General features: G+C 42.5%; 17 protein-coding genes and 2 pseudogenes. 15 read left to right on the top strand and 4 right to left on the bottom strand.

The window, feature by feature from the left end; translation table 11 throughout:
• Positions 1 to 42: 42 nt before the first annotated feature.
• From KUV50_RS14940 to KUV50_RS14900, 10 genes and pseudogenes are all read left to right on the top strand, one after another.
• A complete protein-coding gene (locus KUV50_RS14940; protein ID WP_222580981.1) occupies positions 43 to 411 on the top strand; it encodes a hypothetical protein in 369 nt (122 codons plus the stop codon).
• A complete protein-coding gene (locus KUV50_RS14935; protein ID WP_222580980.1) occupies positions 392 to 1,072 on the top strand; it encodes a peptidylprolyl isomerase in 681 nt (226 codons plus the stop codon). The genes KUV50_RS14940 and KUV50_RS14935 overlap by 20 nt, the downstream gene beginning before the upstream one ends.
• Positions 1,062 to 1,949 (top strand): peptidylprolyl isomerase, encoded by an 888-nt coding sequence (locus tag KUV50_RS14930; protein WP_222580979.1) that lies wholly within the window; start codon positions 1,062 to 1,064, stop codon positions 1,947 to 1,949. Before KUV50_RS14935 ends, KUV50_RS14930 begins: the two co-directional genes overlap by 11 nt.
• 1 nt (position 1,950) lies before the next feature.
• The gene (gene ppgK, locus KUV50_RS14925) at positions 1,951 to 2,718 is read left to right on the top strand and encodes a polyphosphate--glucose phosphotransferase (RefSeq protein ID WP_222580978.1); all 768 of its coding nucleotides are present in this window, start codon (positions 1,951 to 1,953) and stop codon (positions 2,716 to 2,718) included.
• 216 nt (positions 2,719 to 2,934) lie between these two features.
• Positions 2,935 to 3,108: pseudogene (locus KUV50_RS19790) on the top strand (cell filamentation protein Fic); the annotation flags it as partial.
• Between the two features lie 258 nt (positions 3,109 to 3,366).
• The gene (locus KUV50_RS14920; RefSeq protein ID WP_222580977.1) at positions 3,367 to 4,527 is read left to right on the top strand and encodes a serine hydrolase domain-containing protein; all 1,161 of its coding nucleotides are present in this window, start codon (positions 3,367 to 3,369) and stop codon (positions 4,525 to 4,527) included.
• An 837-nt stretch (positions 4,528 to 5,364) separates the two neighbouring features.
• On the top strand, positions 5,365 to 7,929 hold the full coding sequence (locus KUV50_RS14915) for an Eco57I restriction-modification methylase domain-containing protein (RefSeq protein ID WP_222580976.1): 2,565 nt from the start codon (positions 5,365 to 5,367) through the stop codon (positions 7,927 to 7,929).
• Between the two features lie 94 nt (positions 7,930 to 8,023).
• Positions 8,024 to 8,713, top strand: coding sequence for a hypothetical protein (locus tag KUV50_RS14910; RefSeq protein WP_222580975.1), 690 nt, complete (start codon positions 8,024 to 8,026; stop codon positions 8,711 to 8,713).
• Complete coding sequence (locus tag KUV50_RS19785) at positions 8,688 to 8,852, top strand: helix-turn-helix domain-containing protein (protein WP_222580974.1); 165 nt, start codon at positions 8,688 to 8,690, stop codon at positions 8,850 to 8,852. Before KUV50_RS14910 ends, KUV50_RS19785 begins: the two co-directional genes overlap by 26 nt.
• Positions 8,853 to 9,225: 373 nt before the next feature.
• The gene (locus tag KUV50_RS14900; RefSeq protein WP_222580973.1) at positions 9,226 to 9,462 is read left to right on the top strand and encodes a hypothetical protein; all 237 of its coding nucleotides are present in this window, start codon (positions 9,226 to 9,228) and stop codon (positions 9,460 to 9,462) included.
• 1,022 nt (positions 9,463 to 10,484) lie between these two features.
• Here KUV50_RS14900 and KUV50_RS14895 read toward each other — a convergent pair.
• The 3 genes from KUV50_RS14895 to KUV50_RS14885 all read right to left on the bottom strand — a co-directional run bounded on the left by KUV50_RS14895 (position 10,485) and on the right by KUV50_RS14885 (position 14,302).
• Complete coding sequence (locus tag KUV50_RS14895; RefSeq protein ID WP_315899988.1) at positions 10,485 to 12,170, bottom strand: GMC family oxidoreductase; 1,686 nt, start codon at positions 12,168 to 12,170, stop codon at positions 10,485 to 10,487.
• 27 nt (positions 12,171 to 12,197) lie between these two features.
• Positions 12,198 to 12,851 carry a gluconate 2-dehydrogenase subunit 3 family protein gene (locus KUV50_RS14890; RefSeq protein WP_222580972.1) on the bottom strand — a complete coding sequence of 218 codons (654 nt, stop codon included), beginning with the start codon at positions 12,849 to 12,851 and terminating at the stop codon, positions 12,198 to 12,200.
• 620 nt (positions 12,852 to 13,471) lie between these two features.
• Positions 13,472 to 14,302, bottom strand: a complete 831-nt coding sequence (locus KUV50_RS14885; protein WP_222580971.1) for a cyclase family protein — start codon at positions 14,300 to 14,302, stop codon at positions 13,472 to 13,474.
• 356 nt (positions 14,303 to 14,658) lie between these two features.
• On the opposite strand from KUV50_RS14885, the gene KUV50_RS14880 reads away from it, so the two are divergent.
• The 5 genes and pseudogenes from KUV50_RS14880 to KUV50_RS19465 all read left to right on the top strand — a co-directional run bounded on the left by KUV50_RS14880 (position 14,659) and on the right by KUV50_RS19465 (position 19,497).
• Entirely contained in the window at positions 14,659 to 15,066 is a 408-nt protein-coding gene (locus KUV50_RS14880; protein WP_222580970.1) for an HYC_CC_PP family protein, read from the top strand.
• A gap of 97 nt (positions 15,067 to 15,163) precedes the next feature.
• Positions 15,164 to 15,517, top strand: a complete 354-nt coding sequence (locus tag KUV50_RS14875) for a heavy-metal-associated domain-containing protein (protein WP_222580969.1) — start codon at positions 15,164 to 15,166, stop codon at positions 15,515 to 15,517.
• Between the two features lie 269 nt (positions 15,518 to 15,786).
• Positions 15,787 to 18,030 (top strand): TonB-dependent receptor plug domain-containing protein, encoded by a 2,244-nt coding sequence (locus KUV50_RS14870; RefSeq protein ID WP_222580968.1) that lies wholly within the window; start codon positions 15,787 to 15,789, stop codon positions 18,028 to 18,030.
• A 372-nt stretch (positions 18,031 to 18,402) separates the two neighbouring features.
• Positions 18,403 to 18,699, top strand: a pseudogene (locus tag KUV50_RS19470) (AAA family ATPase); the annotation flags it as partial.
• A gap of 234 nt (positions 18,700 to 18,933) precedes the next feature.
• Positions 18,934 to 19,497 (top strand): DUF4143 domain-containing protein, encoded by a 564-nt coding sequence (locus KUV50_RS19465; protein WP_315899990.1) that lies wholly within the window; start codon positions 18,934 to 18,936, stop codon positions 19,495 to 19,497.
• A gap of 400 nt (positions 19,498 to 19,897) precedes the next feature.
• On the opposite strand, the gene mgtE is transcribed toward KUV50_RS19465, so the two are convergent.
• Positions 19,898 to 21,292, bottom strand: a complete 1,395-nt coding sequence (gene mgtE / locus KUV50_RS14860) for a magnesium transporter (protein WP_222580966.1) — start codon at positions 21,290 to 21,292, stop codon at positions 19,898 to 19,900.
• Positions 21,293 to 21,500: the final 208 nt, after the last annotated feature.

The raw sequence follows: 21,500 nt of genomic DNA, 5'->3' as shown, positions 1-21,500 counted from the left end.
TAAACTGTTTTGGTACCTTTGCCTTCGTAATAAATGAGAATTATGGAAGCGTGGGAAATTGATTTTGAATGGCTACGGATCCGGCATTTTCTCAAGGATCTGATGGATCAGGAAAAACTACCTGACCTAAACAATGTCTTATTGTTAATCGGAATCAGAGAACTTGGCCAGGCCAAGGAAGAATGGACAAAGGAAGAAAAACGTGACTTGATGAATGTAGCAGTATGCACGTTACTCGAGATGGAGGGTTATTACCAGTTTCATGCTCTGGATGAAGAGGGATGGCCCCACTTCGAACAGTTGAAACCATTCGATATTAAAGGGGTGAAAGATCAGGAAGAGTGGCTTAAGCATAAGGTCATACACTATTTTAAAGCAAAAGTATTCGAGGATGAAGTATCGGTGGAGTAGATTTACAGCATACTGTTGGGCTTTGGTTTTGAGCGTTTGCCTTTTCGGGTGTGCAAAAGAAAAACCACAAATAGTCGAAATAACGACCAATCAGGGCAAGATTACGCTTCAGCTTTATGAAGAAACGGCGGAATACCGTAAAAACTTCGTTCAACTGGTGGAGGATGGTTTTTATGATAGCTTGCTGTTTCATCGGGTCATTCCTGACATGATTATCCAAGGCGGAGATCCGGAATCAAAACACGCTTTACCCGGTAAGTTTCTGGGGCGCGGTGAGCTGGATTACACCATTCAACCCGACTTTCAATTTGTTCATACCTACGGTGCCGTATCAGGTGCCCGAAAACCAGATAGTGTCAATCCAATCAAAAAATCATCCGGTTCTCAGTTTTTTATTGTCATGGGCCATCCTGTCACAGACAGAGATCTGGATCAGGTCGAAAAAGAAAAGGGATTCAAATATACACCGGAACAACGACGTCTGTACAAACTTGTCGGGGGTATACCTTCTTTTGATAAAGAATATTCGGTTTTTGGTGAAGTAAAAGACGGGATGAATGTAGTAAAGAATATTTCAAGACTTTCCTCAGACCCCAATGATCGTCCGGTCGATGATGTTAGAATGTATATGAAAATAGTGGACAACACCCATGAACAGTAATTATTTTTTCTTAGCTTTATTCGTCCTGGTCGTGTCATCGTGCAACCGACCCGTGGCCAGATTTACTGCTGTAGAAGATGCCAAACCAGCACCTGCAGAGATTCAATTTGAAAATGAATCAAAAAAAGCAGATTTTTACAAATGGACTTTTGGAGATGGGGATTCCAGCTTTCTTCAAAATCCTTCGCACATATTCTACAAACCAGGGGTATATACCGTCACTCTGGAAGCTATAAACGATAAAAAATCAACAAAACGAACCAAAAATATTATGGTTGCATCACCCGAAAAATCATTGGTGGAAATAGAAACACCGTACGGTAATATGATCGTGGAATTGTACGATGATACACCGCAACACCAAAAAAACTTTTTAGATCTCACCCGCAAAGGTTTCTATGATGATCTGCTCTTTCACCGGGTCATCGATGGCTTTATGGTGCAGGGTGGAGATCCGCAATCTCGGAATGCAGATTCCAACGCAAGACTAGGTGCCGGAGGTCCGGGATATCAAGTTCCTGCTGAATTGGATGCCGGTCACAAACATTTCAAAGGAGCGCTGGCAGCTGCGCGGCAAGGTGACCCGGTGAACCCAGAAAAAAAATCTTCTGGGTCTCAGTTTTATATTGTTCATGGAGGACCGGTTTCCAAGGATGACCTAAAAATGTTTGGCCGACGGAACAACCAAGACTATAGTGAAGAAGAAATAGAAGCCTATGAAAAGGAAGGCGGAACGCCCTTTCTTGATGGCCAATACACGGTATTTGGCCGGGTCATCAAGGGACTGGACGTTATCGATAAAATAGCTAAAACCCAAACCGGTGCCGGTGACCGCCCGGTAGAAGACATTACGATGAAAATCACCGAAATAAAATAAAATGAAAAAATCGAAAGGTATTCTGGGAATTGATATTGGAGGCACGGGAATCAAGTTGGGCATCACCGATGTAACTACCGGAAAATTACTGACCAAGCGTTACAAATATCTGACACCCAAACCATCCACACCAGAAGCTGTGGCTCAGGTCATTCATACAGCTATGGAAGAGCAGTTTTCTGACTACAAAGGCATCATCGGGGTTGGTTTTCCGGCCATTATAAAAAAAGGGAAGGCCTGGTCAGCTACTAATGTTGACAAAAGCTGGTACAAAAAGAATATTGCCAAGTACTTCAAAAAAGAATTCAACACCGATATCTATGTGGCGAATGACGCCGATGTAGCTGGTTTTGCTGAGATAAATTTTGGAAAAAGTAAGGTCGATAAGGATGGTCTGATTATTTTTCTCACCGTAGGTACAGGCATCGGTTCAGCCATATTTTATGAGGGACAGATGATTCCGAATACGGAATTGGGGCATATGCTGTACAAAGGTGATATCTACGAGCGCTATGTATCCAACGTTGCCCGAAAAAAAGCCGACTTGTCCTGGAGTGAATGGGGCGAGCGGTTCAATGGTTATCTGGAACACCTTGACCGGTTGTTCTCACCCGACACCGTAATCATCGGTGGTGGCATCAGTAAAAAATTCTCGAAATACGAGGATGAAATCAAAGTGGACTATCAGGTCATCCCGGCGACGCTCAAAAATGAAGCCGGGGTAGTGGGAGCATCGGTGTATGCGTATTCGAGGTCGAAGAAAAAGTAAAAGTAAAGAGGGGTGTATTATCTTTGATTAGATATGAAAAATGCAGACAAAAAAAGCATGGAAAAGACCTATCGTTTTTAATGCTACCCACAAACGCTGACAGGTCAGCATTTAGCACTCCAGAAGAATATCAGAATCGAGGACAGAAGTATTCCTTAAGCCACCTTTTCCCAGACGCTGTCAGGTTATTCGGCCCGCTTGGAATAGGCCATTTAATTGTTTAAGACTGGTGATATTAATCAAATAGAAATAGGTACGACCAGAGGACTGCAGCATATACATCACTATCTTTTCGACGATATATATGGTTTTGCAAGCCAAATATGCAAACAGAACATATCGAAAGGAAGGTTACGGTGTGCGAATGCGTTATACCTGCATGAAGCCCTTTATTGGGTTTATGTTATCTGCCATTGATGAGTCATTCAATGAGCTGTTAAAAGTCCAAACCAGCCTAAATTCATCTCAGGATAGAATGAAATATTTTATCACCATATTCACCGGTAAAACTTTCTCCAGAAAAGAGTATATGAATATATTTAAAGACATTTCACCGGGCACTGCCAGCAGAGACTTGTTATACGGAATGGAAAACAATCTACTGAAGAAGCAGGGTGATAAAAGGACAACTATTTATCACATTTTGGTATGAAACATTTTATATTTATCCTCCTCTTGCTCACTTCATGTACAAAGCCAAAAATGGATGTAGTTTCAGATTTTGAAAATCTTTTTGACCCTAAGTTCAGCGATAATGAGCCGGGGGGTGTGGTTCTGGTCCAGAAAGGCGACGAAGTCATCTTTCTCAAAAGCTACGGCGTCGAAGATGTGGATTCAAAAGAACCCATCACCCCCAATACGGTCTTCAATACAGGGTCTATTTCCAAAACTTTTGTCTCCAATGGCATTCTCATCCTCGAAGGGGCCCAAAAGCTGTCCCTGGAGGATGATCTCCAGAAATATTTCAAAGATTTTGACCATCCGGCTATTGCAAAGAAAGTTCAGATCAAGCATTTGCTCACTCATACTTCCGGTTTGCCGGATTCCAGAAACGTCGATGGCGAATTTGAATTTTACCTGACCGCGAAAGACGAAGAGAATTTTGAGCCTCTCAAGTATACTGACTCCCTGAATTTCGAACCGGGTTCGAGATTTGAATATTCCAATCCGGCGTACAACGGACTGGCTCTCATTATTGAAAAGGTCACCAACCAAAAATGGCAATCCTATATCAAAGAAAACATATTTGATCCAGCCGGAATGATCCATAGTAAAATCACCGATGGTCCCTATCCGCAGGAAGGGGTGGCCCACGGGTACATTCGCACAGAGCACGGATTTGAAGAACGGGACTACGGTGAAGAGCCCACCTTTGCAGCGGCAGGTAATGGCGGAGTCTGGTCGTCGGTGCTGGATCTGGCCCGGTATGAAAAAGCGATCCAAAACGCTGTTTTTTTGCCCCAAGAAGTGCTTGAGCGATCCCGGCAGATCACCAATCCGGAAAACTGGAAGAGCTCCAAAGATCCGGATGTGGGTTACAGTTGGTTCATCGCCGAAAAGGAGAACGAAGGAAATGAGTTTGATGCAAAAATCATCTCCCATACCGGTTGGCAGGGCGGTTTCCGAGCTTTTATGGTGTCCATTCCCCAGAAAGATATTTTGTACATCGGATTATTTAACCGGCCCATCCCCCATCTATCGGAATCTTTTAATCCCTTCACCAAAACGCATGAGAACGCTTCTGATGTACGGGTGATGGGGATTCGTATTTTGAAGAAGCATGGGTGGCTGGACGAGACTGACGGGTAAACGGAGATATGTCTGGAGTTACACAGAGTATTTTTGACGAAGAGAATCGAAGAATATTTCGGAATATATGCGGCAATTATGAATTCAAATGGTATAACTCTATTTTAAGGCTCGGCAATCCTTCCCTTCTTCAGGCAGCCTACAGACTTACCGATCCCAGGCTAGTTGTCGGATCGGTAAGCTTGTGAGTACGTTTAGAGCGTGAGGAAGATTGCCGAGCCGAATAATAAATAGATGAGCTTACTCCGAAAAGTCAGTTTATTGTTTTAGTAGCCCCTTGCCTTTAGGCCGGGGATGATAATGCAAAATTATATTGCGCTTTAAGCCCTGAATGATTTGCACTTTAATGGCTAAAGCCAATATGTGCGTCATGATAGATACCCCGGGCTAAAGCACCGGGGCTAATCATTTTAAAATATGACTTTCTGGAGTGGACTCAGTAGATGGATTAAAAAATAATGACAAATCCGTTGGAGTTTTCTATAAGTTCAAATCACTCCACGTGACAAAATCATAGCGCAATGGAGTAGAGTTCAGGAAACATGTGTCGTTGCACGCTTCACAGTGCACCTAATCGAACAAAGAAGGAGTTTTGCTTTTAAACCGGAACCCCAACCCCAACATCAGATAATTAGGTTCATAAAAGTCCTTAATGCTGTAACCAATGTGGAGGAATGTTTTGCGGCTGGTCCTGATCTTCAAAGCGATACTTTAATAGGTACTTCGAAAATCTCCCCCCTTGTGGAGAACATGGGTCCCGATTCCCACACTGATGATAAAAACAGGCATCACATATTCACCTCGCGCTGATAAACCCATCGCAATCTGTCGATTCCAATGAGGGCGATAGAATGGTTGTGGCGTACCGACAATGTAATTTCTACCGTATTGAAAGATGATCGGGGGAAAAAGCGTACCGGACATTTGACCACGCTCGAATATTTATTTGATTTTCTGAATGCCTATGACTTCAGTAGTGAAGGTTCAGAAACCATCCAGGAAGAAAATAAAACGCTGATCAATGCATCGGTCCTGGGATTGATTTTTGAAAAAATCAACGGGTACAAAGATGGCTCCTTCTTCACCCCAGGATTTATCACCATGTATATGTGCCGGGAGACGATACGAAAGGCCTTTATCCAGAAAATGAATGAGCGAATCATTGAAAGCGGACATCAGAACTGCGTGAATATGGAATCCATTACCGATGTGTACAATCAGATCGGGGATCGGATCGATAAGAATTCTGTCAATGAAGTAATCAACAACCTCAAAATATGTGACCCGGCTGTGGGTTCCGGCCATTTCCTCGTCTCTGCCCTCAATGAAATCATCGCACTGAAAAGTGAGCTCCGCGTATTGCAAGATAAAGATGGGAAACTACTGCGAGATTATTTTATAGAAGTGGAGAATGACGAGTTGATCATTACCGATGGTGACGGACACCTGTTTGATTACCGACCCAATAACCGAGAAAGCCAGCGGGTCCAGGAAACGCTTTTTCACGAGAAGCAAACCATCATCGAAAATTGTTTGTTTGGTGTCGACATTAATCCGAACTCGGTCAAGATATGCCGGTTGCGCTTGTGGATCGAGTTGCTGAAAAACGCGTATTACAAGAACGAAACCGAGCTGGAGACACTGCCCAATATCGACATCAACATCAAGTGCGGGAATTCCCTGATTAGCCGGTTTGACCTGGATGCCGACCTCAGCAAAGCCCTCAAGAGCAGCAAATGGACCATCGACGGTTATCGTATAGCGGTCGATACATACCGCAATGCGGAAACGAAGGAACAGAAACGGGAAATGGAACGACTGATGGACGGGATCAAGTGGGACTTCCGCAGCGAAATCAACCGCAACGATCCCAAGGTGAGAAAGCTCAATAAATTGTCCGGTGAACTTTTTCAGCTGACCAATCAAGGCCAGCTTTTTGAGATGGCAAAAAAGGAAAAAGCCGCCTGGGACAAAAAGGTGGCAAAGAAAACCAAAAGCATCGAAAAGCTGGAAGCAGAAATCGATGAAATCAAGGCTAATAAAATCTATGAGGATGCTTTCGAATGGCGGTTTGAGTTTCCGGAAGTGCTGGATGAAGAAGGAGACTTTGTGGGTTTTGATGTGGTGATCGGGAATCCGCCCTACATCCGACAAGAAGAATTCAAAGAATCAAAACCTTACTTAACCCAAAATTATACGACAGGTACAGGCACTGCTGATCTTTATGTCTACTTTGTAGAACGTGGAGTACAGCTATTAAGAACCGATGGCCAGTTTATCTATATTTTGCCCAATAAGTGGATGCGATCCAGGTATGGGTCTAAGTTAAGGCAATGGGCAAATTTACTCAACATACAAAGCATCATCGATTTTGGCGACCTTCCTGTTTTCGAAGAAGCCACCACTTATCCTTGTATCTGGCATATGAGCAAATCTTCTCCTGAGTCAGATGAATTTACCGCAGTTGATGTTCATACCCTCGATTTCGAACAAAATTTGAAGGAGTACATTAAGCAAAACGCTTTTAAAGACGATCAAAGGTTGCTGTCTAATGATGGATGGAACCTCGTAGATGTACAAGTTCAGCATCTGTTGAAAAAGATAAAGAGCAAAGGGGTTCCTTTGGGAGAATATGTAAGCGGCAAGATATATCGTGGTCTATTAACCGGACTTAACGCAGCTTTCGTTATCGATCGTGGCACTCAGGATAAAATTATTGATAAAGATCCCAACAGTGCTGAAATTATTAAACCGTTTTTAGCCGGTCGGGACATTAAACGATACCGTCCTCCGAAGAGTGATAAATTTCTTATTTTATTTAAAACTGGCATTACAAAAAAATGGTTTGGCGACTTGAATAAATCTGATGCATGGAATAAATTACAAGAAAAGTTTCCGGCTATTTGTGCCCACCTTCAAAGTTTCGAGAAAAAAGCCAAGGCGCGCTATGATCAGGGAGATTATTGGTGGGAATTACGTTCATGTGATTACTACGATGAATTTGAAAAAGAGAAAGTTATGTTACCTGATATTGCCATACGTTGTGAAGCGCTATTGGACAATAAAGGATTTTATTCCGTGAATACAGCCTACATAATGCCAGGTCTTACAAAATCAGATTTGGGATTACTGAATTCTAAATTAATACTCTTTGTGTATTCAAACTTGACGCAAACCATAAGAGGAGGTTATTACCGGTTTATTCGACAATATCTCGAACAGCTTCCCATTATAAAAGCTGACCACATCAGAGAACTTGTTGAAGATATTATGAATATCAAAGCCGACAATCCCACCACCGCCGACACCTCCGCTCTGGAAGCTGAAATTGACCAAATGGTATACCGGTTATACGATCTGACGGAGGAAGAGATTGAATTGATTGAGGAAAGTGTGGGATGATATCCCGATGGAAGGCACAGTTCGGCTTCGCTCACTACGGCACCTTCAAGTGTGCCTTTCATCTTAAGAGATACATCAATCAAAAGAATGATCTATGAGCTTCAAAACAGCAAATGAAATAAAAGCTAAAATGGTGAATAAATTAGGCCAGGAATTTGGAACCCTATTTTATTCGCTTCACAATGAAATCATCAGGTTAACTTATCAGTGGCTAGAATTCAAAGAATTATATGGGGTAAAAGAATCCAGGATATTACTAATGAATGAAGCTGCTCCATTTTTCTTCTATACAATACAAAGGGTTTTGTGGAATCATCTATTAATAGGAGTCACAAGAATTACGGACCCCAAAAAATCAGTGGGTAAAAGAAACATAACACTTAGAGCTGTTGAAGATTTTATTGAAGATAAATCTTTTCAATCCGAGTTTGCATCAGCTATCAAGGAATTGTGTGAGGCATCCAAATTTTGTCGTGATTGGAGGAATAAAAAGATAGTCCACATAGATTATGATTTGTCTATGAAAAAACCAGGTGTAAAACCTCTCGAAAAGGCCACTAGAGAAAAATTTGGGATTGTAATAGAAAAAATCCAATCTCTTTATAATAAAGTCCATCAAGAATATTTTGACTCCTCAATAGCTTTTTACTTAATGAATAGTTCCCCTGGTGCAAAAGCCATGCTGCATAGAATTGAAGACGGTATGGAATATGAAAAGATAGTTCACAAAAGAAAATTAGAAGGGGATTGGGATTGGAATGAAAGTAAGGATAGTAAAGTTTAATGAAAAAAAGGAAGTTATACTCAATCAGGAAGAACTAGCGCTGAAAATCGGAAAACATCGACCGTATATCTCCAGGATCAAAAAGGGGAAGATTTCTGCATATCCAACCTTTTTCTTTTGTCTGAAGCTATGGGCTTGAAGCTGGATCTAAGGGAAAAATAATGAAATTTGTAAAGTCGGAGGGTTTTATTGATTTGCTAGTGCACGAAGTCCGTATGGGTATTCTCAGCATTAGTGTCTGACATTTGAGATGAGATAAGAGCGAGCGGGGAATGTTTGACACTTTCTGGTGAGTATCCGTTATTCAGGTGCCAGACACTACCCTGACGCGCAAAGCTCACCCAGCAAGTGTCTGACACCACTACCTCGCTTACCAATACGAACTTACTTCCGCATGCACTAGTTAAAAAAAATAGATCGTTATGCATGCCAACGGAATTCACAGCATTAAATAAAACCCGTCAGTCAGGATAGATTTTAAAAATTGAGTATTTTTGGATAAATAGCTTACGATGAGTACAGTTGAATTAAGACATATTATAACCGAACATCTATCTCACATTGAAGATGCATCCTTTCTAAATGCCATCAAGACCATTCTTGAATCAAAGGTTTCTGAAGGTGAATATAAATTAAGCGACTATCAGAAAAAACGAGTTGATGTAGCAAGAAATGAATTAAAACGAAATATGACGACCTCACACAACGATCTACAAATAGAGATTGATCAATGGTTGAATACTAAATAGAATGGTCAACAGACGCTAAATCTGACTTATACAACATTCTTGAGTGCTATGTCCAAAGAAATATAAGTACGAGTTATAGTAACAAATTAAACACCAAAATTAATAAAAGCATCATTTTGTTGTCTGGCAATCCTTTGTTAGGAACAAAGACAGATTACAATTCTGTCCGAGCATTAATAACCGGAGATTATTAGATAGTATATGAAATATTCGATCAACTGCTTCTAATTATAATGATCTGGGATTGTAGGAGAGATCCAAATGACAAAAGACTCGGAACAAGAATAAAATAATCCTTGGCCGCAACTAATCTCATGAATCGAAAACTACAAGACGGATATATAAGCCGACATCAGGTGGAAGGTCCCTAAATTAAGGTTCAGGATTTAAAATCCACAAATCGAATTTTAATTTTCACCGTTTTTTTCTTATGATGTGAACTGAACACACGAATTTTTGTAATGTACAGTTCACAGATCATAGAAAAAGATATCATCTTAAGCATATACCAGAACAGTCGTACTGTTTTTCGACTGAATGAGATTGCGATGCTAACCGGGATATCAGACTTCCAATCACTCAGTAGAAAGCTAATATACTACTGCACCAGGAACTAAGTTCGTCAGGTTATACAGCAGAGAATTTATTCACCAAAAATCAGCGGTTAAAACCGCCGTTACAGGGTTTTCTGCAAATGTATGGCACCAGAAAATGAAGGCTTTAGAGTGGCCGGACGAATACACTTTCGCCTACAATTCTTACATACCCGTAAATTACTAAACCCTCGCAAAAGATAGATGCCAAGCCGCAATACAACTCTAAAAACTGGTTTGTTCTGTTTATTCACTCGTCTATACATCAATACAGATGGTATTCTTCGGCAGGACAATGTTAATATACCAAACCACAAACTCAACCACCTACTCAAACATACCGTCACAAAGTAAGGCTACCCTTCAAAACGCAAGGAATAAACCAACGGCCAAGAACCAAACTACAAACCCTCAATTAAAAATTCACCATTAAAAATTATTGGACTTCATCTGCTTCACTGCATAATCACACGCCCGCGCCGTCAATGCCATATAGGTCAACGATGGGCTCATGTGTCCTGAAGACGTCATGGCCGAACCATCCGTGACAAATAAATTGGGGACCTCGTGGCTTTGGTTGTATTCATTCAGGAAAGAAGTCTCCGGATCCCGTCCCATCCGGGCCGTCCCCATCTCATGGACGGAATCGCCGTGGACCGGAGTATTCGCATAGGTTCGAATGTCAGACAATCCCATCACTTCTAGGATCTCTCGAATTTGCTCTTCCATGTGTTTGCGCATGGCAAATTCATTCTCTTTGAACTCCGCGGTAATTTTCACCAGCGGAAGTCCCCAGTCATCTTTTTTCTCCGGGTCGAGTTCTATTCTGTTCTCATAATAGGGGATGCAGGCTCCATAGGCCGCCAGTCCCACGGTCCAGGGGCCTTGCTGTGTTATACGCTTTTTGAGATCTGCACCGATCCCGGCTTGGTTCATATTCAGCCCGGATCGACTGGCGCCTCCCCAGATGCCGTACCCTCTTGAGAATGTCTTTTCTTTAGTCTCGAGATTAACAAACCGGGGAATAGCTGTCGCCCCGGGTCGGAACCCGGAATACGTCTTGTCCAGCATCCCCTCAAATCGTCCTCTTCCACCAACTGCTTTGTGATGATCCATCAGATAATGGCCCAAAACACCGCTGGTATTACCGAGCCCATTCGGAAATCGATTGGAGGTGGATCGCATCAGGATGGCAGTGGAAGGAATGGTCGATGCACATAAGAAAATGACCTTCGCCTTGTATTCCGTGACTTCCCGAGAATTGGCATCAATCACTCGTACGCCCGTGGCTCTATCCTTATTTGCATCATACAGAATGGATTCTACGATGGCATGATGCACCATCGTTAAGTTCCCCGTTTCCGCGGCAGCAGGTAGTGTGGAGCTGTTACTACTAAAGTACGCGCCGAACGGACACCCCCGGTGGCACAAATTTCGGTTTTGGCATTGGGAGCGCCCTTTAAACTGCCCAGGTTCGACCTTGGTCAAATGGGCGATCCGGTTTGGGATCAATTTTCGATCCGGGTAGTGGGCTTCTAGTCTGCTTTTGACTTCCTGTTCCACACAATTCAACTCAATAGGTTCCAAAAACTGCCCATCGGGAAATTGCTTCAACCCCTCTTTGCTTCCACTTACTCCGATAAAACGTTCGACATAATCATACCAGGGCGCAATATCCTTGTACCGAAAGGGCCAATCTACCCCGTGACCGTCCGTCGAATGAACATCAAATTCATAGTCACTCCATCGGTAAGATCCACGCCCCCACAGCATTGAGCGTCCTCCGGTCTGATATCCACGAAACCACAAATAGGGTTTGTCTTCCGGATGCTCATAGGGATGTTCTGTATCCTTGACAAAAAAGTGTTTGGAAGCTTCGCTAAAGTTGTATTTACGGCTCTGAATGGGGTATTCTTCTTTCACCTTGGGATCGTCCATTTTTCGGTACTTAAACTCCCAGGGCGCCTTGTGCATGGTCGGATAATCCTGGATGTGCTTGACCTCGCGCCCCCGTTCCAGCACCAATGTTTTCAATCCTTTTTCTGTAAACTCTTTGGCTGCCCATCCGCCGGTCATTCCGGATCCGATGACGATGGCATCGTATGATTTTTCCACGCTGTTCTATTTAAATGTAAATTTGATTTAGATGTGATTTCCAACCATTATTTTCCCATCTTCAGGCAGGTCAATACACCCGTGATAAGTACCCGGCACCGGCCTGTAATTCAGATTTTGCTTCACCCCTTCTTCCGACGTATAATAGGCCATTAGAATTAGGCCTTTGAGATACCGATAACCGGAAAGAAACGAAGCTGAATAATCGTCAGCGGATTCAATCCCAAAAGCATGATCATCGATCTTCAGAACCAATTCATGCCGTTGCTCTTCCGCAAGATCAGAGAATTTCGCTCCAAATTGTTTTTCACCAGCCTGGTCTAATTCCTCTAAACCACCCACAATCGATTTTTTCTGATCATCAGAAAGCACTTCAGCCATCAGAAGATCCACAAATTCTGTAACCCGTACTTCGGAGGCAGAGGGTGTCTCGGTCCGTGGCACGATCGTATCCGCCAAAGTGGTCAGCTGATTAACTTGATCCTCTGTAAGCACCTGCGGCGTCCAGGAACCGGTCTCCGGCGCATTCCGGCAACTCTGCAAAGCAGCAAATACCCCAGGTGCCAGTAAACCAGTGCCGGCGATCCAGCCGGTATATCGTAATGCTTGTCTTCTGTCCATGGAGCCAAGGTAATAAATTTCTTTCATCCTTAAAAACTCATCCGAGCGTCTTGCACTCATATGTGTTTATTCCCTCATGTCACCTGGGATCTGTCGTCCGCCAGGCGGACTCAAATCAATCATCTCAAATATTCCAGGGTCTTGTGACCCTGGCTATGACCTGACGTCCGCAATGCGGACTAACTTTCCTAAACCAATAATTTATCATAGCAATCTTTGATTACATCATAATAATGTCAAGTTAGTTTCCTAACCTGAACTATTCACCACAACTAATAAAATTTGGCATGTTAGAACGATAGCTAATTCACTATCAGCCATATTTGAGAAATTGAATATTTCTCAAATATGGAAGTTGTTTGAATTAAATTCATCCATCTCTTTCGTTGCGAAAGCCTTGAAATAGTCCACTATTCCTAACAGCCCTCCCAAAATGAGGGCACTTTGGTTCCTTCATCAAAAATGGATTTACATTTTTGGTCTTCATTTCACTCCGACTCCATTCAGTCACGCCTTGGATCTGAATAAATTTAATTTCATGAATAATCCTGGCGAAAGGCAAAAATAAAAGTGTATAAATGCTTCCTCGATGTTCCAAAACACAACAAATCGGGTATGTCGTAGATATCAAGGACTTATTCCTGAAAATTCAGGAGATTTGCCTGAATTGGCGTGTAACCTCATTGATTAATCACCCCTACGATTCTTAGAGGGGCTCCACTGCCCCCTTTGATTTTCATAGGCAGGGCGATCACCATAAAGTCCTTGTCAGGGAGCTGATCCAAATTGGCCAGGTTTTCAAATCCCGGTATATTGTGCGACAATAAAATCACATGACTCTCAAAATCTTTGGATTGGCCATAATCAATACTTGGTGTATCCAGCCCGATCGCGTTAATATTTCTATTGTTCACCAGCCATCTTGCTGCTTCCGGTGAAATGCCCGGGAAATGCATTTGATCCAAGGCTTCTTCCCCGCGTTTGTCCGTTCCCAGATACTTAATTTTATTGGGGTAATAGGCTGAAAAACCCGTTTCAATTAATACAATACTGCCTTCGGGAATTTGCATATTCTGTTTATTTTCCCAATTTTCAAAGTCCTGAACTGAAATTTGGTAGTCCGGATTGTCCGTCACCTTTGCTGTGACATTCACCTTAATCGCATTTCCCATTAATTTTTCCAGGGGAATTTCATCGACTGTCTGTTTGCCTTTTGCGAAGTGAATGGGGGCATCAATATGCGTACCGCCGTGCTCCGCTGTGGAAATATTAAACGCAGAATAAAAATAACCGTTTTCAGTATGACCATAGGCCACCGTATCCAACTCGAACTCTCTGGCAGTCACCCAATAAACCGTTTCATCGGAATAATCGTGGGTCAGATCAACAATGTTTTTTTGGTTAAATAAATCCAACTCAGAATCTAATTGTGCTCCCGAATCAACCGAAGTTGATTGGCACGAGAAAAACAAAATCAGGCACAGACTAAAGAATAATAAAGGAGTTTTCATCAGCATTCATTGAGAGGGTGTATCATAATCATCAACTAGTGGATTAATTAAAAATCAAGTCGTACACAAATCGGGTTGGACAAAAAACGATATCGTACCAACCAATTTAGGCTTTATGGCATGTCATTGCTGATAAATATAAGATATTTGAAGGAGTTCCGGCTTGATAAGTTCTTTCTATTTAATATTTCTTATCAATTTTTTAATCAAAATATATTATCCCTTGAATTCGCAGGGTCTATGTAATTCGAATGTCGGTCAAAAACCAAAAATGGGGTCCGATGCCTCATGAAAAAGATGGTTTCTTTTGACAACAATTTTAATTTTCATATCTTTGCTTATTCAGATAATTGACTATGCAGCAACTGATTACTTTACCACTTCTCGCACTGTATGTGTTTGTCTCTATGGGCATCCATGGCGTGAGTCATTATTGTGGTGATGATTTCATAGGCATAGCATTATTTGAAGTTGAGGAGGCTGTGGCATGTAACGACAATTCTTGCTGCAACATTCCGGAAAATGAATCTGAATGTTGTACTGATCTCGAATTCTCGTTGCTCTACGAATCAGAAAGGTCATTGGCACTCATGTCTAACCGCTTCTTCGTAAAAATCGCGGCTCTGCCGGTTCTTCCTTATTCGACACTCGAGGTTTCAGATGGTCCCGATATCAGCGAGGATTTCTTCCCTATCAAAGGACCACAGGACACTTCTTCTCCCCCCTTGTATCTCAAGCACCAATCTTTGATTTTTTACGGTTGAAAGCCATCCGGTTAATTCAACCCATTAATTAATCGTATTCTGCGCTCAGAATCGGAAATTACACCCTATTATTTATTGTTATTTTAAAAAATCAAAGATGAAAACTCAATTTAAGATATTTACAGCCTTCCTATTTTTCGCATTTTTTTCTCTGACAGCTTCGGCTCAAAAGAAGATTCAGACCGACACTTTAAGCGTCACCGGCGTTTGTGAAATGTGTGAAAAACGCATTGAAAAAGCAGCTTTTATCAGAGGAGTTAAACTCACTGAATGGGACAAGGAGGCCCAACGTCTTACCGTCACATACAAGACCAAAAGAACCAATATGGATGAAATTGCCACGGCTGTAGCCCAGGCGGGACATGACAACGGTAAGAAAAAAGCACCAAAAGAAGCCTACGCGAAATTACCCGACTGCTGTGCCTACCGGGATGGTGTGAAAGTTCATTAAGACCGACCATCTATCCCGGACAGGGTTTGAGTAACCAGAAATCAGGATTATGATGGTTGATGGGGACTTCTTTTTTGACGATTAAAAAAAGGAATCGGTCCATATTTCGGAACCGAGCCTTTTGCAATCCTTAAAAACGTGTTTTTTACAGCAGCCATCATAATCCATTTCCAAATACCAAACACTCCATACGTCATTGTGTACGGAGGCACTCTTTTCAATCCACGGGGAAGACCTGACTAATATAATCTTTATCCAAAAATATAACTATGAAAACCATATATATAACTCTTATTTTCTTACTTGTATTCTTAAATTCTGCTCTTTCTCAGTCCACGGAGGTGGTCAGCGGACAAGTATTGGAACCAGCTACTTCGGAAGGCGCAGAGGATCTCCCACTCATCGGAGCCAATGTGCTTTGGCTGAACTCATCCCAAGGGACGATTACCGATGCAGAAGGTCGATTTGAGATTCCTGTAAATGCAAATTCCGAACAACTCGTCATTAGCTACACCGGCTATGAAAGTGATACCATCACGGTAAATAATAACGAACCGCTCGTCATACATCTTAATTCTGCGGTCACGTTGGATGAGGTAAAAGTAACCTACCGAAAGAAATCCACGGAGATATCTACCATTAACCCGTTGAAGATGGAGCAAATATCAGAGGGCGAACTACGTAAAGCAGCCTGTTGTAATCTCAGCGAAAGTTTCGGGACTTCACCCAGTGTGGATGTTTCGTTCACTGATGCGGTGACCGGTACCCGACAAATCCGGCTTTTAGGTCTGGCTAGTCCGTACACGGTCATCAGCAGAGAGAATATGCCGGGGATCAGAGGTTTAAATGCCGTTCAGGGTTTGTCATTTATCCCAGGGCCCTGGGTGAATAGTATGCAACTAAGCAAAGGTGCCGGAACGGTACTGAATGGGTACGAAAGTATAGCCGGTCAAATTAACATCGAACTCAAAAAGCCGGAGCAAACCGACCGGATGCACCTCAATGTATATCTCAATCAAGAAGGACGAAAAGAAGCTAATGCCAACTTTAGTCAAACCCTCAATGAAAAATGGTCGACTGCTTTATTACTCCACGGGAACCATAACAATTCTAAAAATGATCGAAATGATGACAATTTTCTCGATCACCCGATTGGTCAGGGATTTTCTGGCTTAAGTCGGTGGCAATACCGAAGCGGTAAGAATGTAAATGCTCAGTTTCACGTCATGGCGACGACCAATGAGCTTACCGGAGGCCAAATGAACTTTGATCCGGAAGCAGACCCCGGATCGTCGACGAACTGGGGGATGACTCGAAATGTAGACCGGATCGAGGGTTGGGGAAAAATCGGTTTTATGTTTCCTGAACCATGGAAATCTATGGGCCTCCAAATGTCTTCTTCCTACCACCATGAAGATAGTCGGTTTGGAAAGACAATCTATGACGGAAAACAGACTTCACTGTATGCCAACTATATATTTCAGACCATTCTATGGAATACCAATCATGGAATCAAAACAGGAGCCAGTTTTCAATATGACAGATACGAAGAACAATTGGGCGACCAGTCCTTTGACTGGACAGAAGCGGTTCCAGGCATTTATGGTGAATACAACTACAAAGCCCGGGAAAACTTTGATGTCGTTGCCGGAGTAAGGCTGGATCACCACAATGAATTTGGATCGATATTCACCCCTAGATTGCATCTGCGTTATGCACCGGCAGAAAGTTCGGTATTCAGAGCGTCGATAGGACGAGGTTTCCGGACAGCAGCCCTTGTTGCAGAGAATTTCGGTTTATTGGCCAGTTCGAGAAATTGGAATTTAAATGGTACTTCCAACAGCTACCATTATGGGTTGGATCCCGAAATAGCGTGGAATGCCGGTATCAACTTTACTCAGAACTTCCGCTTGGACTACCGGGATGGTTCATTCTCGATCGATGCTTACCGGACTGATTTTGAAAACCGCATCGTAGTGGATCTGGATCAAAGTCCTCAAGAAGCGTATTTCTACAACCTGGAGGGAAAATCATATTCCAATGTTCTACAGGCCCAGATTAATTATGAATTGATTCACAATCTGGATCTGCGTCTGGCGTACCGGTGGGTGGATGCTAAAACCACCTATAAAAGTGGTGTTAAGCAACAGCCTCTCCAATCCCGGCACCGTGCCTTTGGTAACGTAGGTTATACAACGTGGAACGAAAAATGGAAAATCGACTTTACGGTCAACTGGCAGGGAAAGAAAAGACTCCCTTACACTGCTTCCAATCCAACTGAATATCAGCTGAAGGAATACTCCCCTTCGTTCTTTGTTGTCAACACGCAACTCAGCCGGTTGTGGAATCGGTTTGAAGTATATGCGGGCGTAGAAAACTTACTGGACAAACGACAATCTCATCCTATTTTGGCCAGTGAAGAGCCTTTTGGGGATTACTTTGACAGTTCGATGACCTGGGGACCGATTTTTGGGCGGAATATATATGTAGGAGCACGATATACAATCGAATAAGTAAAATCATAGCTGGAGCACTGCGGAATAATGCGCTTTATTATTTATTAAAGGCTATTCTATAGTGCTCCTCCCATTGGGCTACTATGTGACAGAACTTGTACCACCTCAGCGATATCGATTCGTTGCACTCTATGCTGCCTTCCTAACTATGAATCAAGATATTATTATCTGATTTGTGAAAATTATCGGATATTTTTTACACTTTTGCCAATATTATCGGATATTGTCAGTATGGAACGGAAATATATCGCGCAAATGATAAGCCTGCTTGACAAAAAACATCTTATTGTCTTGTTGGGACCGCGCCAAAGCGGCAAAACGACCGCCTTGCAGCAATTGTAAAAAAAACTTCAGGGTCACCCCTATTCCTGTGCTTATATAAGCCTGGAGAATCCCCTCATTTTGCAGGATGTAAATGATAATCCAGAGAACCTGTTGCAATACGCCGGATATTTTACAAGATCAGCCGGTGATCGGTTTATATTGCTCATTGACGAAGTGCAATATGCCGATAATCCATCCAATCTGCTCAAGTTCTTATACGACGAGTATCATACTAACCTCAAGATCATTGCGACCGGCAGTAGTTCTTTTTACATCGACAAAAATTTTGGTGATTCACTAATCGGCCGGAAACGGCTAATTGAAAGCAGCACCCTCAACTTCCGGGAATTTCTACAATTTACTAAAAATGAAGACTTGCTCCCAGAACTGGACCGCTTATCTGGCATCAAAAAATATAAATCAGTTCAACGGACAAAAATCCTTAGTCTTCTGGGTAATTATTTGCAATTCGGAGGTTACCCGGAAGTAGTGTTGGCTGACAGTGAGCAGGAGAAAAGAATCATACTGGAAAACATAGCCACCGATGTGGTCAAGAAGGATCTGATCGATTCTGGAATGACCGATGACCTCAAATACTTTCAACTGATGCGGTTTATTGCCGGACAAATTGGCGAACAACTCAACGTCAACAGTCTTTCACGTCAATTAAAGTTACCGTATCGGAAGGCAGAGAATATGATCTATGTAGCCAGAAAGTCCTTTATGATTGCCACACTGCCTCCATTTTTCAGAAATTTCCGGAAAGAAATAACCAAAATGGAAAAAGTCTTCATCCTGGATCCGGGACTTAGAAATTTTCTAATTAACGATTTTCGACCTATTACAGATCGTCAGGATAAAGGCAGCGTACTGGAAAATTATTTTTTCAGAATCTTGTGGGAAAGGCACAATTCTCTAAATCTCCACTACTGGAGGACCGCAGATAAATATGAAGTTGATTTTATCGTCGAAGAAAGCCGGTCTCGTGGTATGGCGTATGAAGTAAAATGGAATGGTGAAGCACCATTGAAACAAGGACAGATCGTATTCACAGAGGAATACCCTGATTTTCCCATAACCAAAGTTTGCTGGGACCATCCGGGCGATGGAGCTGTGGATATTTTACGCTTTCATGGCTAAGAAACATGGGATCGTACTTAAATTATTTTTCTTATCTGGCAACTGGAATGTGTTAGCGCTTGTATCATGTTTTTAACTACACAACAAGCATCTGAATAATCACTTCGTTTTCCCCCACCCCTCAAGGAAGAGGAGTCGATTGTCAGTCTTTTCCCGCTTGGGTAAGGGCAAAAAAGAGCGAAAATAAATTGTCATTACCAAGTAACTGTGTATTTACTCATTTTTTCAAAACCCATCTCAACCATTGATTACCAACATATTAAACCAATGTATTATTGAATAAGTCGAAACCAATTATTCCATCTATTTTCTAAAATAATTTGATCTACTCAATTGTGCGGCAGGTTTCCGCTGGGGCGGCACTAGTTCTGATTGGATTAGAAAACTACTTTAATAGACCTCAAGCAATCAAGCCCTTGAGCAAGAACGAAGCGATGGAAAAGTAAATTACAATACCTGTCACGTCAACCAAGGTAGCTACAAAGGGTGCCGAAGTAACCGCCGGATCGAGTCCCAGCCGGGTCATGATAAATGGCAGCATTGCGCCGGTTAGATTTCCAAAAATTACCACCCCCACCAAACTCATCCCAATGGTCAGAATCTGATAAAACATAAGAACATCCAGAATCTCACCGCGCATCATTAACCACATCGCTATTACGATACTCCCCAAAATCCCCACAATAAGTCCAAGCATTAGTCCGGAAAGCAATTCTCGCATAAGGATCCGACGCCAATCACTTCGTCCCACATCCCCGGTCGAAAGGGCTCGGATGATCAAGGTGGCTGCCTGTGAACCCGAGTTTCCTCCACTGGATATAATCATTGGGATAAAAAAGGCCAGAATAGCCGCTGCGGCCAGGGTGTCTTCAAACGATGATAGTGCGGTCACAGTTAGCATTTGTCCCAAAAACAGCACCGCTAACCATCCAATCCGCTTCTTAACCATTTCAAAAATACCAGTCTCTGAATAATACTTATTCAGAGCATTCATCCCCGCCATCAACTGCATATCCTCCGTGGCTTCTTCTTCGGCTACATCAAACACATCATCGACGGTGACGATACCTACCAGGACGCCATCTGAATCTACTACCGGCATTGCTACCCGGTCGTATTTACTTAACATTCGCACGGCCTCTTCCTGATCATCGACCGCTTGAAGCGCTTCAAAGGTATGGTCCATGATTTCAGAAATTTGCGTCTGCGGATCAGCCATGACAATCTGGTTCAAGCGGAGATCATCAATCAATTTTCCAGCTTCATCCACCACATAAATCACATTTAAGGTTTCTGCCTGATCACCGAACACCCGAATGTGAGCCAGACTTTTTTCTACTGTCCAATGCGATTTAAGCCGCACCAATCGCGTATTCATTAATCGACCAATGCTCTCTTCCGGATATCCAAGCAATTTGACGACTTGTTTTTGATCTTCCGATTTCATGGACCAAAGCACCTTCTGCGTCAGTTTGCCCGGGAGTTCTTCCATAATAGTTACCCGTTCATCGGGCTCCAGGTTATTCATGACATCGCTCAGCTGCTGACGAGAAAATATTTCCAGCAACTCCTGCCCTTTGCTCGTACTTAAATAAGCGAAAACATCACCGGCTTTGGGCTTTACCAGTAATCTAAAAACCACAACTGCCACCTCCGAATCCATGTCTTCCAGAAGCTCAGCAATATCCACAGCAGGAATATTTTTTAAAAACTCTTTGAGTGAACGCCAATCTTTCTGCTGTACAAGAGCTTCAAAGGTAGAGTTCAAGGTTTCTGTCTGATGATGGATGTTCATTGCTGTTGTTTTATTTCATCCCGTAATGATCTGGACTGGCACGTATAGCGCAAGATAATTTAAACGAACCAAAGAAAACTGCACTATCCTTGCTCAGTAAAAAGATCTCGATCGAAAACTCAAAACATTTAACCTGCTCACATGGGTAGACCAGTCTATCTCATGTTCCGATATTCCGAGTTTTGCATGCTGTTTTTTTCAAACTTCG

The organism is Membranihabitans marinus, assembly GCF_019802045.1.
GTDB classification, from domain to species: Bacteria; Bacteroidota; Bacteroidia; order Chitinophagales; family Saprospiraceae; genus Membranihabitans; species Membranihabitans marinus_A.
Note: the sequence above shows the minus strand (reverse complement) of the source record. Positions and strands in the feature narration are given on the sequence as shown.

What these genes read in the sequence shown, in the direction of transcription:
- KUV50_RS14910 (WP_222580975.1), top strand. Translation starts at nt 8,024, where the DNA reads ATGAGCTTCAAAACAGCAAATGAAATAAAAGCTAAAATGGTGAATAAA.
- KUV50_RS14890 (WP_222580972.1), bottom strand. Translation starts at nt 12,851, where the DNA reads ATGAGTGCAAGACGCTCGGATGAGTTTTTAAGGATGAAAGAAATTTAT.
- KUV50_RS14915 (WP_222580976.1), top strand. Translation starts at nt 5,365, where the DNA reads ATGAGGGCGATAGAATGGTTGTGGCGTACCGACAATGTAATTTCTACC.
- KUV50_RS14880 (WP_222580970.1), top strand. Translation starts at nt 14,659, where the DNA reads ATGCAGCAACTGATTACTTTACCACTTCTCGCACTGTATGTGTTTGTC.
- KUV50_RS19465 (WP_315899990.1), top strand. Translation starts at nt 18,934, where the DNA reads ATGACCGATGACCTCAAATACTTTCAACTGATGCGGTTTATTGCCGGA.
- KUV50_RS14875 (WP_222580969.1), top strand. Translation starts at nt 15,164, where the DNA reads ATGAAAACTCAATTTAAGATATTTACAGCCTTCCTATTTTTCGCATTT.
- KUV50_RS14885 (WP_222580971.1), bottom strand. Translation starts at nt 14,302, where the DNA reads ATGAAAACTCCTTTATTATTCTTTAGTCTGTGCCTGATTTTGTTTTTC.
- KUV50_RS14935 (WP_222580980.1), top strand. Translation starts at nt 392, where the DNA reads ATGAAGTATCGGTGGAGTAGATTTACAGCATACTGTTGGGCTTTGGTT.
- ppgK (WP_222580978.1), top strand. Translation starts at nt 1,951, where the DNA reads ATGAAAAAATCGAAAGGTATTCTGGGAATTGATATTGGAGGCACGGGA.
- KUV50_RS14920 (WP_222580977.1), top strand. Translation starts at nt 3,367, where the DNA reads ATGAAACATTTTATATTTATCCTCCTCTTGCTCACTTCATGTACAAAG.
- KUV50_RS14940 (WP_222580981.1), top strand. Translation starts at nt 43, where the DNA reads ATGGAAGCGTGGGAAATTGATTTTGAATGGCTACGGATCCGGCATTTT.
- KUV50_RS14930 (WP_222580979.1), top strand. Translation starts at nt 1,062, where the DNA reads ATGAACAGTAATTATTTTTTCTTAGCTTTATTCGTCCTGGTCGTGTCA.
- KUV50_RS14870 (WP_222580968.1), top strand. Translation starts at nt 15,787, where the DNA reads ATGAAAACCATATATATAACTCTTATTTTCTTACTTGTATTCTTAAAT.
- KUV50_RS14900 (WP_222580973.1), top strand. Translation starts at nt 9,226, where the DNA reads ATGAGTACAGTTGAATTAAGACATATTATAACCGAACATCTATCTCAC.
- KUV50_RS19785 (WP_222580974.1), top strand. Translation starts at nt 8,688, where the DNA reads ATGAAAGTAAGGATAGTAAAGTTTAATGAAAAAAAGGAAGTTATACTC.
- mgtE (WP_222580966.1), bottom strand. Translation starts at nt 21,292, where the DNA reads ATGAACATCCATCATCAGACAGAAACCTTGAACTCTACCTTTGAAGCT.